This is a genomic window from Microscilla marina ATCC 23134, from assembly GCF_000169175.1.
Taxonomy (GTDB): Bacteria; Bacteroidota; Bacteroidia; order Cytophagales; family Microscillaceae; genus Microscilla; species Microscilla marina.
Window position 1 is genome coordinate 67,083 of the sequence record NZ_AAWS01000016.1, and the last position, 15,073, is coordinate 82,155.

5 protein-coding genes are annotated in these 15,073 nt (G+C 39.0%); 3 read left to right on the forward strand and 2 right to left on the reverse strand.

The features are described 5' to 3' along the window. Positions 1 to 19 precede the first annotated feature (19 nt). Both M23134_RS16365 and M23134_RS41185 read right to left on the reverse strand, forming a co-directional pair. Positions 20 to 4,912, reverse strand: a complete 4,893-nt coding sequence (locus M23134_RS16365) for an NACHT domain-containing protein (protein ID WP_002698070.1) — start codon at positions 4,910 to 4,912, stop codon at positions 20 to 22. Between the two features lie 2,235 nt (positions 4,913 to 7,147). After that, positions 7,148 to 7,303, reverse strand: coding sequence for a hypothetical protein (locus M23134_RS41185; protein WP_002698072.1), 156 nt, complete (start codon positions 7,301 to 7,303; stop codon positions 7,148 to 7,150). 2,740 nt (positions 7,304 to 10,043) lie between these two features. Here M23134_RS41185 and M23134_RS16390 point away from each other — a divergent pair. The 3 genes from M23134_RS16390 (at position 10,044) to dnaB (ending at position 14,685) form a co-directional block, all read left to right on the forward strand. After that, the gene (locus M23134_RS16390) at positions 10,044 to 11,756 is read left to right on the forward strand and encodes an IS1634 family transposase (protein ID WP_002698079.1); all 1,713 of its coding nucleotides are present in this window, start codon (positions 10,044 to 10,046) and stop codon (positions 11,754 to 11,756) included. A gap of 267 nt (positions 11,757 to 12,023) precedes the next feature. Next, on the forward strand, positions 12,024 to 13,313 hold the full coding sequence (locus tag M23134_RS38315; RefSeq protein ID WP_002698081.1) for a hypothetical protein: 1,290 nt from the start codon (positions 12,024 to 12,026) through the stop codon (positions 13,311 to 13,313). Beyond that, positions 13,300 to 14,685: a replicative DNA helicase gene (dnaB, locus tag M23134_RS16400; protein WP_053337317.1), complete on the forward strand. Its 1,386-nt coding sequence runs from the start codon at positions 13,300 to 13,302 to the stop codon at positions 14,683 to 14,685. Before M23134_RS38315 ends, dnaB begins: the two co-directional genes overlap by 14 nt. Positions 14,686 to 15,073 lie beyond the last annotated feature (388 nt).

Here is a 15,073-nt window from a genome sequence, read left to right on the forward strand (position 1 = left end):
TTACCTGCCAAACAACACATTAGAATGAAATATCATACAACAAATCTGAAAAAGGTATTAACTCATTAGTCACAATATTGTATCCATAAGCTGCTTGGTTTTCTTGGCTTTTCATTTGTTCTTCTTTCCAGTTATTAATTTCTTCATCATGATAATTAGCATAATTAAGCAACGCCAGGTAGGATACTTTTGCTGAAGCGGAAGTTGTCTTAAGTAATTTTTTTTTGATAACCTGTTGGAGTTGAGTATCTTCTTGTATTCTCCTTTTCATTGGTTCTGCAAAATATTTATAATGATATTTAGCCTCACTGTAGTTTTCTAAAACTCTATCAAAAAAACCTACCACTCTATCTGCCTGGCTAAATAGAAACTTAATATGAAATTCTACATCATCATCATTATGCCTTTGTTTGGGTTTAATTTTTTCATAAGTCTCCTTCAGAATATCAGCCTCAGGCCAGCCTATACAGAGTGCTACCAATTTTCCTTTATTTAGCTTATATCCCAAATCTACTTGATGCATTTTCTCTTTAACAATTGGATCATTGATGAAGTTTTTGCCCAACACGTTGGCTGCATAAACCCTTTTGTCCCGATGATGTGAATCTATCAATCTCAATGCTATTTTTCGTAAAACTTTGCTTTTAGGTGCAGTTCTGTTGAGAAAATCGATTATTTCTATATCAGTGATAGTTTCTTGATTATCATTGATGTAATCTATGATGTAAGGATAAGAAGGAGATAATTTGCCTGAGTTTATTGCCAACTGCTTCCAAAAATCCTCAACGTCATTATCTAATGGGTTGTCGTCTAATAGCTTTGTTATATCATTATTTATAACATTCATGACATAATCAAAATTCTCAATCAATAGTGAAGTGATGATCAGTGATTGATTATCAATATCAAGACCCCCAAATAATTTAGGAGTTGTTTTAAAATTTGTGCCTTTTTCTTGTAATTGGAAGTAAATGTCTAATTTCTGGGAGATCAAATAACCACAAAAAGCTATCCGTCTTTGTCCTTCACTATTCAAGCTGCCTCTATGAAAAATGCTATCCTTACAAATTGTCAAAACTTTGCCTTCATCAAGGTATTTCAATGCCTTGAAATAATTAATAGCAATAGTAGTTCTTAAATTATAATCTCCCTCTTTTGCATAAAGACTTAATTGTTCCAGTACCTTTTTTTCTACGGGAGTACTTTCTGATATTTTCTCAATTAGTTGCAGTCTTAGATTTGCTTTTAGTGGTAAAGAATCAGAGAATCGTTTATCTGAATCAGGTAGTTGATGATCAAAGAATTCGATAAGTAGACTTTGCCTATAGGCCTCATTAGTTAGCTTTGAAAAGATAAACTCCTTGACATTTTTATTTTTTGTAAAATTCTTAGTAAGAATGTGTATTACATCATTATAATCTTGTATCGCAAACAAATCCTTTGGCAGAAGGGTTAATTCTTCCAGTACAAACCTATCGAGTATATATTCTTGAAAATATTCTTTATCCAATTCAATGAAAGGTTTAACTGCTTTTGCTCTTTTAGATATATTGCGATCAAAAATAATGGTTTCTAAAATATTTATGCCTTCTTTTGGTGCATCACTGTACACTTGACTTATAAAACCAGCCGCGTCAGCATTACTACTATTAAGGGTTAAAAAATAATTCTTCAAAAAATGCATAACTTCCTCATCATCCTTCCACCCCATCAAAAGAGCATTCACATACCAGTCGCTATGACCGTGCTCTTCAATATTCTTCATCAAAAACTTTTTTGCTTTAACATTTTTTGATATTAAACATAGGTAGATTTTAGGGAATACATAGTAATCCTTCTTTTCATCCAGATAAGCATCAATGCTAGGTATTAACTTGACATTTCCTTGAAAGTAATGCATTAATTGTGGAGCCCAATTTGTTTCATGACCATAAAAAGTCTTTCTAACATCTTCTTTTTGAAGTTCTGTGACTATTCGATCTACTACTTTTGGTGAGTTATTGTAACAATGAAAAAGAATTTTCCAGGCAGCTTCTTTGCCTAATACTTTGTCTGTGTAATCAACACTAGCATCAACAGATGTTAAACAGATTTCTAATAATTCTTTATCGTTGCCCCAACCGTCCATCAATACAAATAAAAATATGTTATCAAGAGTATCACTCCCACTATATTTGTCTACAAGATTTAGTAATTCTTCTGGTGATTGTATTTTCAGGAATACTTTTAATTTCATCCAAAATAGGTAAACAATGGGGTGTCTGCTACTTGCAAACTTTTGTACATATAATTTTTGTATATTTTCTTCTACTCCATCTGTAATAATTGTATGTAAGGCGTAAGCGAGAATTTCAGGATTAAAACAAGTATCCAACAAGTTCGTAATTTGAGCATATAACCACTCATCTTTGATAAACTTTTGAATAGTATATGATGCAGCAAGTTTCTGGTATTCATTGCCATTGATTAATGATTTTAGCAAAAAATCTTTTTGCCTAATGGTTAACTCTTCCAAACTAAAGCCTCTTAAATCACTAATTCTGTAATCATCATAACGGTAATAATTAGGAAAGTAATTGAACAAATATGTCAACACCTCATCTTTAATTTTATGGTGATGAACAGTTTCCAGTATAATATTCCATAAAATTCCTTTTATGCTTTCATTCGTTTCATATTCAAACTCTTGCTTGATTTGCGTAAAGTTATCCATTGCTAATTTCGCCGGGGCATTATTTAGATTGAGGGCAAGCTCGTAGCGAACAAACTTAGCATAGAGAGAGGTTGCAACGTTGGTATTTTCAGGAGCTTTTACACAATCCCAAAATCTATTAAACTCGCAACCTTTTTTGTAGGGAATCAGTCCAAAAAAGCTATTAAGTACTTGGTGCCAAGCAGGTTTATGGGCAAATTCTTTTAAAACCTGCATGGCTTCTTCCGTTTCAGATTCACGCAAACTTTTAGCTGCCAAAAATTCTTGGAACTGGCGGTGCATAAATGCAATTTCCTCGGTAGACTTTTCAATGATAATTCCAATTTCATTGGCTCCAATATCAATCAATTCTTTGCTGATTTTTTTGGCTTTAGGAACTTCATAGTTCATATAGCCTACCAAAAACTCCCTAATTACCCGTTGAGCATCTTCCTTTAGAATGACTCCTTCGAAACTGTTTTTTTGGATGTGAATGGCCAGCTCCAGAAAAATATCATTCAATTCAAAGTCCCACTTGTTGTGTATAATAATGTCTGCTGGTTCTTTTCTCTTGACAGGGTGTGTACTAATCAAATATTCGGTAATGTTAGCCAAGGCTTTGTATTTGTTTCTGGGTAACACAGCATCTTTAAATTTCTGAGTAATCAGTATGCTGAGCAACAAAGGGTTTTCAGCTAATGCCTTGAAGTCACTAGATTTCTTGAGTTCCTTAATAAATTGCTCCGCGTTTTTATTGGCTAGGCTTACATCTTTTTCGCCTAGCGATTCTGTCCACTTGGTATACCAATACAGGCTAAAGGCGTACTGTTGTTGTTCTGAAAAAGGAGCCAGCAATATTTCTTTTACTGAGCGAAAAGAATCTTTAAGTAACTTGTACCCATATGGACGGCTGGAGTATAAGACATGGGCATTGGTTAGGCTGGCTTGGATTTCAATTTTGGCAATGGATTGACTAGCTGCTGAAGTGTTACTCCATTCATCTACTCCATCAATTACCAATAAAAGGCGATTATCTTCCAGTGCTCGGTTTACGATATTAAATAAACTTTCTTTACCTAAGCTTTTAAGCCACATTTTCACAAGGGTGGGTAAGCTTAAGTTTTCGCTACTGGTGATATGCTTGGTAATATAAGCAAAGGGTAACCAAACGGGCAGCATTCTTCCCCATTGTTGGGCTATTTCAAGTAATTGGGGAGTATTAGACAAAATATCTAAGACCAAGAAACGAAGCAAGGTACTTTTACCAGAACCAGGATCGCCCAAAATGATGCTTTTTTGGTAATTTGGCAGTACAGCATCTATGCTGGTACGAGTTGTGATGTTTTGATAAGTCAAGCCACCTACATCTTTCTGGTGAAGAGACGATTCATTATCTACTTCATATCTTTCAATGCGCCCTGATTGTTGTATTAAACTATAATTTCTTTCTGTTTTATTAGAACCAACCACAAAACTGGTTCTGGTTTTTTCAATGTTTACATCAGGTATAATAAACCTTTCTTCTAATAAGGCATCTAGTTTTTTGATTTGCTGAGCAGGAAGACCTGGGTCATGTTGCTGGAAAACAGTTTTGTATAATTTGTATAGTTCTTTTCTAAATTTTGCTACCTGAGCTGCATCCAGTTTCTTGCCTGTGGTAATTATGTGTTCTAAATGAATCGCGCCATTAAACTGTGTGACCCATGCCTCACCAAAAAAATCATACACAATTTGAGGGTGGTCTTTGAGAATTCGGCATAATTGTACCTTGTCCCACTTTATAAATTGTATGTTACTTTTGTTTAAGTCACTTTTCAGAGCATTGAACTTATCCTGTAGTTGGGTAGTATTCATTGACGCAGTGGTACAGAGTACAAATTCATCACTTTTGCTATACAATTTGCCTTTTTTGAATTTATCAACAATCTTGTCCAAATCACTATCTTTGATTTGTTGGTATCGCTTACTCTGATAAGTGGCATATCTGGAATTGTCTTTTAGGGCATAAATATCTATGCCTTCCTGCCTTTGCCCTTTAGTGCCAAAAATTTCACAGTCATCCAGTGAGTACTCAATTTGTACTATTCTCAAGCACAATTTTTCAAAATCTTCCCAGGAAAGTTGTTCAATGGGTAGCTCATCAATAGCAGTTTTTACAGGCGGGGCTATGACTGAAGCAGGCGGGGTATGCAAGTAAGATTGTGAAGAAACTGTTTTCATTTCTATGAAGCTAATTAAAGTATGTACCAGTTTTCAATATCGTGATTACTCGCTTTTTTTCAAACTTTGCCTGGAGTTTTCATTGTTGATTCATACTCTGAATCTAACAGGGTAACTATCACTCTTTCAAAAATTACCTATTTATCAGTACTCCTACATTTTTTTGCAAATAAAAGCTCGTTGAGCATAGTTGTTTTTCAATTCGAGGTAAAGTCGTTCAAATATTCCTGGAGGACGATATAATTCTTTCATTTTTTATACTTAAACAACCTTGCATAGCTATTGATAGAAAGCATAAAATAAATGATCATACTACCCCTAAAAGTGTTTTTTAATTACCGATTACAACGAAGATTGTACCTAGCTTAATGCAAATCACCGCTCAGGAAGAAAACGTATTTACCGACTGATTAGGCACTTACCCTTACAGAATCTGCTACCCTTTAGCACTGCCCCAAACTCTACTTTACCAGCAGATAAAAAGCGTTCACAAGAATACATAAAAGAGTCGTTCCCTTTAGACAATACATAAGAATACCCAAAAGACTACAACAAAAGAAAAAGAAAAAAAAGAAAACGGACAGCCTGGCTATTTTTCTCTTTCTCTTTTTTTTTCTTTTTAAGGAAATATTCCGATTAGGCAAGTACTCAAGGCTTGAATGGAGTGTTGGGAAATGCCAAGTCAAGCAAGTTGCGACCTCCACGTTTATGAGCATTAGATGTTGAACCACTACTACCACCACCCGCGCATGGGTGATCGTTGTTTGTTTGCTTGTCGTATTTAACATTCAAAAAGCCAGAATATAAAATAAGTGTTTTTAGCAGGGTATGGCTTGCGATCTATAAAACATGCTACCCTTTCTACACTCGTTTTTCTTTGACGCGTGTTGCGGCTCTATGGGCGTAACAGGGGTAAGTCCTGGCTTGGGTAGCTACCCATTAAAGACAGACATTTTTTAAAAAACTCCTATCTGCTATAGATTGCATTAGTTGACTTATATAAGTGACTCATTATGATGCCAAATTGTCAAGCTAAGCATGCTCATTTGGCAAGGTTCGATGACAATTTGGCATGCTTGCCATACCAGCAAGGAGAGAAATACAGCTATAGCACTCAGCTTATTTTATCCCTCCTGCTCCCCAGGCAAAGCAAGCCAGGTCTGCCTGCTGAACAACTTGCCCCCTATAGGGCGAAGACTATACCTGTTTTTTACCGACTGATTAGGCACTTGCCTTTAGGGAACCTGCTCCCCTTTAGCACTGACCCAAACTGTACTTTACTACCAGATAAAAAGCGTCCACAAGAATGCATAAAAGAGTCGTTCCCTTTAGACAATACATAAGAATACCCAAAAGACTACTACAAAAGAAAAAAAGAAAAAGAAAGCAGTCATCTTTACCATTTTTCTCTTTCTCTTTTTTTTACTTTTTAAGGAAATATTCCGATTAGGCAAGTACTCAAGGCTTGAATAGAGTGTTGGAAAATGCCAGGCCAAGTAAGTTGCGATCTCCACGTTTATGAGCATCAGATGTTGAATCTCTACTACCACCATCCGCGTATGGGTGATCGTTGTTTGTTTGCTTGTCGTATTTAACATTCAAAAAGCAAAAATGTAAAATAAGCGTTTTTAGCAGGTATGGCTTGCGATCTATAAAACATGCTACCTTTACTCTACTCGTTTTTCTTTGACGCGTGTTGCGGCTCTATGGGCGAAACAGGAATGAGTCCTGGCTTGGGTAGCCACCTACTAAAAGAAAAACACTCTAAAAAAAGAAAAAAGGTCTATCTGACTATAGATTGCATTAGGTGATTTATTGAAATGATGTAGCATTAATGTCGCCAATTCGTCCCTGAACCTTGACAAATTGGCAAGCTTACAACACCAGCAAGAAAAAAAGTATAGTGCTTGGCTTATTTTTATCCAAACCCCCAAAGAGCAATGAAGGAGTTGGGCTACCTTCCGAGACATGCATTCTGAGCAAAACAACCTGCCCCGGAGAATAAATACCATACCTGTTCAATGCAAATCGCTACTCAGGAAGAAGCTTGTTTACTGGCTAACTTGGCACATGCCTACGGAATCTGCTGCCTTTGGTACTTGCCCAAACTATATTTTACCAGCGGATAAAAAGCGTCCACAAGAATGCATAAAAGAGTCGTTCCCTTTAGACAATACATAAGAATACCCAAAAGACTACTACAAAAGAAAAAGAACAAAAAGAAAGCAGTCATCTTTACCATTTTTCTCTTTCTCTTTTTTTCTTTTTTAAGGAAATATTCTGATCAGGCAAGTACTCAAAGCTTGAATAAGGTTTCGGGAAATGCCAGGTCAACAACTTGCGATCTCCACGTTTATGAGCAGTAGAAGTTGCACAAGGGTCATCAGGCATTGTATGTTGTATTTAATATTCAAAGAGCAATAAATAAGCGTTTTGCGTAGGGTCTGGCTTGCGATCTATAAAACAGTCTATACTTCCTACACTCGTTTTTCTTTGGCGCGTGTTGCGGCTCTATGGACGAAACAGAGGTAAGTCCTGGCTTGGGTAGCTACCCATTTAAAGAAGAACACTTAAAAAACTCCTACCTGCTATTAATAGATTACATTAGTTGATATTATTAAGTGATGTAGTATTATGTCGCCAATTTGTCAAGCTAAGCATGCTAATTTGGCAAGGTTCGATGACAATTTGGCGAGGTTCAGGACAAATTGGCAAGCTTGCCATACCAGCAAGCAATAAGAGAAGTACAGCTACAACACTCAGCTTATTTTATCCCTCCTGCTCCCGAGGCAAAGCAAGCCAGGTCTGCCTGCTGAACAACTTGCTCCCCATAGGGCGAAGACTATACCTGTTTTTTACCGACTAATTTGACCACCTGCCCTTACGGAATCTGCTACCCTTTAGCACTGCCCCAAACTCTACTTTACCAGCAGATAAAAAGCGTCCACAAGAATGCATAAAAGAGTCGTTCCCTTTAGACAATACATAAGAATACCCAAAAGACTACTACAAAAGAAAAAGAACAAAAAGAAAACAGACAGCCTGGCCATTTTTCTCTTTCTCTTTTTTTTGTTTTTTAAGGAAATATTCCGATTAGGTAAGTGTTCAAGGCTTGAATGGAGTGTTGGAAAATGCCAGGTCAACAACTTGCGACCTCCACGTTTATGAGCATTAGATGTTGAACCACTACTACCACTACCCGCGTATGGGTGATCGTTGTTTGTTTGCTTGTCGTATTTAACATTCAAAAAGCAAGAATGTAAAATAAGCGTTTTTAGCAAGGTATGGCTTGCGATCTATAGAAAAGCCTACCTATTCTACACTCGTTTTTCTTTGGTGCGTGTTGCGGCTCTATGGGCGAAACAGGGGTAAGTCCTGGCTTGGGTAGCTACCTACTAAAAGAAAAACACTCTAAAAAAAGAAAAAAGGTCTATCTGACTACTAGATTGCATTAGGTGATGTATTGAAATGATGTAGCATTAATGTCGCCAATTCGTCCCTGAACCTTGACAAATTGGCAAGCTTACAACACCAGCAAGAAGAGAAGTACAGTGCTTGGCTTATTTTTATCCAAACCCCCAAAGAGCAATGAAGGAGCTGGGCTACCTTCCGAGACATGCATTCTGAGCAAAACAACCTGCCCCGGAGAATGAATACCATACCTGTTCAATGCAAATCGCTGCTCAGGAAGAAAGAAGCTTGTTTACTGGCTAACTTGGCACATGCCTACGGAATCTGCTGCCTTTGGTACTTGCCCAAACTATATTTTACCAGCGGATAAAAAGCGTTCACAAGAATGCATAAAAGAGTCGTTCCCTTTAGACAATACATAAGAATACCCAAAAGACTACTACAAAAGAAAAAGAACAAAAAGAAAACAGACAGTCTGACCATTTTTCTCTTTCTCTTTTTTTCTTTTTTAAGGAAATATTCTGATCAGGCAAGTACTCAAAGCTTGAATAAGGTTTCGGGAAATGCCAGGTCAACAACTTGCGATCTCCACGTTTATGAGCAGTAGAAGTTGCACAAGGGTCATCAGGCATTGTATGTTGTATTTACATTCAAAAAGCAAGAATATAAAATAAGCGTTTTTAGCAGGGTATGTCTTGCGATCTATAAAACAGATTACTTCCCTACACTTGTTTTTCTTTGGCGCGTGTTGCGGCTCTATGAGCGAAACAGAGGTGAGTCCTGGCTTGGGTAGCTGCCTATTAAAAGAAAAACACTCTAAAAAAAGAAAAAAGGTCTATCTGACTATAGATTACATTAGGTGATTTATCCAAATTGTCAAGCTAAGCATGCTAATTTGGCAAGGTTCGATGACAATTTGGCGAGGTTCAGGACAAATTGGCAAGCTTGCCATACCAGCAAGCAAGGAGAGAAATACAGCTATAGCACTCAGCTTACTTTATCCCTCCTGCTCCCCAGGCAAAGCAAGCCAGGCCTGCCTGCTGAACAACTTACTCTCCATAGGGCGATGAAGACTATACCTGTTTTTTACCGACTGATCAGGCACTTGCCTTTAGGGAACCTGCTCCCCTTTAGCACTGACCCAAACTGTACTTTACCACCAGATAAAAAGCGTCCACAAGAATGCATAAAAGAGTTGTTCCCTTTAGACAATACATAAGAATACCCAAAAGACTACTACAAAAGAAAAAGAACAAAAAGAAAACGGACAGCCTGGCTATTTTTCTCTTTCTCTTTTTTGTTTTTTAAGGAAATGTTCCGATTAGGCAAGCATTCAAGGCTTGAATGGAGTGTTGGGAAATGCCAGGCCAACAACTTGCAACCTCCACGTTTATGAGCATCAGCAGTAGAAGTTACACCACTACCACCCGCGTGTAGGTGATTGTTGTTTGTTTGCTTGTCGTATTTACATTCAAAAAGCAAGAATCTAAAATAAGCGTTTTGAGCAGGGTATGGCTTGCGATCTATAAAACAAACTACTTCCCCTCCACTCGCTTTTCTTTGGCGCGTGTTGCGGCTCTATGAGTGAAACAGGGGTAAGTCCGGGTTACCCAGTTAGTTGCCCTAGCAAATACTCAGCAAAGAAAAGCTTTATTTTCCCTTATTACTTACGTTTCGCTGATTTCTAGGTTGGAAAAAAGAAAATACTTAAACTCGCTGTATGATCACAGAACGAGTAGATGATATTCCCTTATTGGTTGCAAAATTAGAAGAGAGTAACCTGAGTCAGCACCTGAACCGTTATTTTCCAGATCATGGAAACTGGACAGGTCTTGATGGCGGCAAATTAGCCGTTGTTTTTTTAACTTATGTGTTATCACTTGGCGATCATAGACTAAATCATGTAGAATCTTGGGCAGGAGAACGATTATTTACTTTGCGTCATAGCCTAAACGCAGCAAATTTGACTCAAAAGGATTTTACAGATGATCGTTTAGGTAGCCTGATGGAGCGTTTTAGTGATGAATCTAAATGGGATAAGTTTGAAGCTGATCATAATAAAGAGATGTTGGATATTTATGATCTAAGGCCATCAAAAGAGGTTGTTCGCCTGGATGCCTTGATTGTTCAGAGCTTTCGTGATCAAGGTGAGCACTTTAAACGGGGCTATTCGAAACAACACCGGGCAGATTTGCCCCAACTTAAGGTAATGGTTGCCACTGTTGATCCATTGTCAATGCCCTTAAGTTCTGTGATTGTGTCAGGTAATAAAGCAGACGACAATTTGTACCAGGATGTAGTAAAAAAACTTGAAAAAAGTATGCCTAAAAAGCAACAGTTGTTTGTAGGGGATGCAAAATTGAGTAGCACGGGAAATCGGGCATATCTCCAAAACAAGGAGCAATTTTACCTTACCCCTCTCAGCGAAACCCAATGTAGCAAGGAGCAACTATCTGCTTATTTGGGCAATAAACCTGATAAACTAACAGCGGTTTTTGGTGAAGCCAAAACAAATGATAAAAAAGCTCCTCTGAAAGCCCATGCTTTTGAGCAACAGGAAGATATCTATTGTGAAGATTTGGATATTACGTGGACTGAGAGAAGGATTATAGTATACTCTCCCTCTTATTCCAATCAGCTTAATAAGAAGTTGGATGAGCGCAAAGAAGTAGTAGAGCAAAAACTGAAAACCCTTTTAGAACCTAAGCAGGGCAAGAAAAAATGGAAAAACAAAGCTGAGCTAGAGGTTAGCGTTACTCAACTTTTAAAAAAATATAAGCTACAAAAGTTTATTGATGTTGAAGTAAAAGAAAACCTTAGCTTGAGACCAGTACAAAAGTACCGGGATCGCCCAGCGAGGGTTAAAGAAGAACTTAGCTTCTCTCTGGAAGTTCAGGTGAATGAAGAAGCACTGGCAGCACATCGGCTAAAATTAGGCTGGCGTGTTTATGCTACAAATGCCCCTGTGACCTATTTATCAACAAAAGAGGCTGTAATCTGTTATCGTCAGGAATACCGTATCGAACATAAATTCAATGAGTTACTTAATAAAATTACATCATTGATGCCTGTGTATCTTAAAAAAGATCATCGAATAAAGGCTCTTATACGATTACTGCTACTGGCACTAAAATTTGTAAGTGTTATTGAATATCAAGTACGTCAAGAGTTGGAAAACACAGAACAGAAAATCAAAGGACTCTATGTGGGTAATCCAGGCAGAGCAACAGCTAAACCAACAAGCAAAATGATATTGGAGGCATTCAAGAATATCACATTAGTGATAATGCCTATACAAAATCAAATATTCATTAAAATCAGTGAATTAAAACCAATACAACAGCAATTGCTGAAATTTTTAAAAATAAGCCCAAGTGCCTATTTAGGACTTGAACAAGTTTCATTTTCTGATTCCCATTTGGGCGAAACGTAAGTATTACACCAGCGAATATCCCAAAATAGAAAGGTATTCAATTTTGAAGCTTTCCGCTACTATAAGCCTTCCCCTCTGGACTGCCCATTTCACCAACCATTTATTACTTTTTTTACGCCCCTTATTTCATCACTTCCCGCCAGACTACTATAGCATCCTTCAAATCTACCATTTGCTCAAAAGAATGTGGCAAGTCTCTGAGAATATTCTTTGATAGCAGCCTGAAATCATTTTTTATTCAAACAAAGGCGATAACAGCTGTTACTTATGAAAAAGACTAAAATCTTAAAACTCTTTCCTCAGTGTATTCCTTACGTGAAAGAATTACGTGATTTAACCGGAAGCATCAATGCTGCCATCCTGATGCAACAACTTGACTACTATTTTATCTGCCGACCCCGTGGGTTTTATAAGTTCAGTCAGCCTTCCGGTCATCCTGAATACCGCAAAGGAGATAGCTGGGTCGAAACCTTAAACTTTTCTTTTAAAGAGTATAAAGGTGCCTGGCAACGCATTGGCATCACCTATGCCTCTAAAACAGCTTATAATCAGGCCGAAGGCGACAAATTTCAAGGCAAGCTTTATTGTGCCTACATCGACCGAAAGCAAAACAACAAAACCTACTATTTCCGCAATCACGCGTTGGTCGACCAAAGCCTGGAAGCCCTGCCACAAAGCAAGGAGCTGATTACCTTCAGAGCCATGCATTCTGAGCAAATTGCGGCTCGCCGGGAACAACTTGCCCCGGAGCACGAAAACCATACCTGTTCAATGAAAATCACCGCTCAGGGAGAAGTGGTCTGCTCTGAGGAGGAAGCTTGTTTACTGGCGGATTTGGCGGCTGACTTTGACACTGACCCAGGTCAGGCTGCTTTACCAACGAATAAAAAGTGTTCACAAAAATGCTCTAAAGAGTCGCAACCTTCAGGTAATACAAAAAACGCTCTGAATAATACTACAGAAGAAACCAAAGAAAAAGAACAAAAAGAAAACAGTCATCCCGACCATTTTTCTCTTTCTTCTTCTTCTTCGGGAGGGGGTGCGGATCATACGGGTACTCAAGCCTTGAATGAAGTACCGGAAAGTGTCAGTCCAGGCTTTGATCCACCTTCGGCATCCCGGCAGGAAATAAGAGCCGAATTTGGGCAGACAGTGCAACCCTTGATTGACCAACTCCTGAAGGAGTTTGACCATCTGGACTTGCGGGAAGAGCGGGAACGCCTTCATAAAAAGCTTTTTGAGAGATATGAGCAGTATGGCTATTCGGTAGCGTTTATGACAAAACAACTGCGGGACTACCTGAAATATCACGTAGCCAGCCCCTTTCCGATCCCCAAGTTTCAAACCGCTGATGCTTTTCTTGACCAAGGGCTGAACCGGGACTATGCTACTAAACTGAAGAAAATAGCCTCCCAAACCCCTTCAGAAGGAGCAGGAGCACAAGTAGCCCGAACAGCTTTTGAACCACTATCAGAAGAACAAGAGGACAAACTGAAACAACGCGCCCAGCAGTACGAAGCCAACAAGAAAAACAACACATCCAATGACCCAAAATAGCTTAATGGAAAAACAAGAGGTGAAAATGCCCCATGATGTATTTACCGAACAAACCTTATTGGGTACCCTCATTAATGAGCCTGTCACGATGGTAGAGGTCATTGATATTTTAGAAGTGGAATCATTTTACCGAACCGAGCATCAGGTAATTTATGAGGCAATATTTGAATTGTATGCCGCTGGCGAAAACATCGATCTGATTACTTTGAGTCATCAGTTGCGAGCCACAAGCAAGCTGGAAATGATCGGAAGCGCCAAGTATTTGATATTTTTATCCAGAGAGGTGTCGTTGGCGCTCAACACGGTCAAATACGCCCGGATTTTACAGGAGATGCAAATTCGTCGGCAAATGATTGCGCTGGGCAACCAACTTTCAAAATCGGCGCAGGACATCACCCACGATGTTTTTGATTTGTTGAGTGATACTCAGCATCAGCTCCAAAAAACTGTCAATGGTACCTGTGGGAAGCCTTTCCACTCACTATCTGATTTGCAGGAGAACACGTTGCAGGAGTTGCACAACTACCAACACAGCCCACACGGGATGAGTGGCTTGCCCTGTGGTTTGCACCGCTTGGACATGGCCACCTCTGGCTGGCAAAAAAGCGACTTGATTCTACTGGCTGCTCGCCCAGGGGTGGGTAAAACCAGTTTGATGTGCACCATTGCCCGTAACGTTGCCGTTGATGTGCAACAGGCAGTTGGGATATTCTCCCTGGAGATGCAGTCTGTCAAGTTGTACCTGCGGCTGGCTTGTGCAGAGGCTAATTACAGCTATCAGCACTTGACCAATCAAAGCTTACAGGCGGCAGATTGGGAGCGTTTGAACGATCAGGTAAGACAACTGGCCAGTCACCCGATATTCATTGATGAAACTCCTGGGATTAGCATTCAGGAGTTAAGAGCCAAGGCTTTCCGTCTCAAGGAAATGTATAACATCAAACTACTACTCATTGATTATCTGCAACTAATTACCACTGGTGGGATGAAGTTTGGTACTCGTGAACAGGAGGTAACTTACATTTCGGCTAGTTTGAAAAAGCTTGCCAAAGAGCTGGACATCCCCGTGATTGCCCTTTCCCAGCTTAGCCGGGCTTTGGAGTCACGTTCCGACAAACGCCCTCGTATGTCTGACTTGCGTGAAAGTGGAAGCCTGGAACAAGACGCAGATTTGATTCTCTTTCTTTACCGTAATGAGTACTATGGCATTGCCGAAGATGCTTCCGGAGCGCCTACTCAGGGACATACTGAGGTCATCATTGCCAAGCACCGCAATGGTAACCCAGAGACGATTCCCCTCAAATTTGACAACGGAGGCATGCGTTTTGAAAACTGGCAGGAGAACGACTTTGTGACCAAAATGCCAGGCTAAACAGGAGAATGGATGCTTGCTCTGTAAGTTTTCATCAGGCGTACATCTGCCGTTTTAATAGTTACGCAAAATACGGGCGGTGTATAGGGTATAACCTGTGATCTATAATCCTTACCCCACCCGTTTTTCTTTGGCGCGTGTTGCGCCTGTGTGGGCGAAACAGAGGCAAGTCCTGGGTTAGGCAGCTACCTACTAAATAAAAATGCTTTAAATAAAAAAGAAAAATCCTCTATCTAAGCTACACTATAGATTCACATTAGTTGACTTATATAAGTGACTCATTATGATGCCAAATTGTCAAGCTAAGCTTGCTAATTTGGCAAGGTTCAGGGACAATCTGGCGAGGTAAGCTTGACAACCTGGCAAGGTTCAGGGACAATTTGGCAAG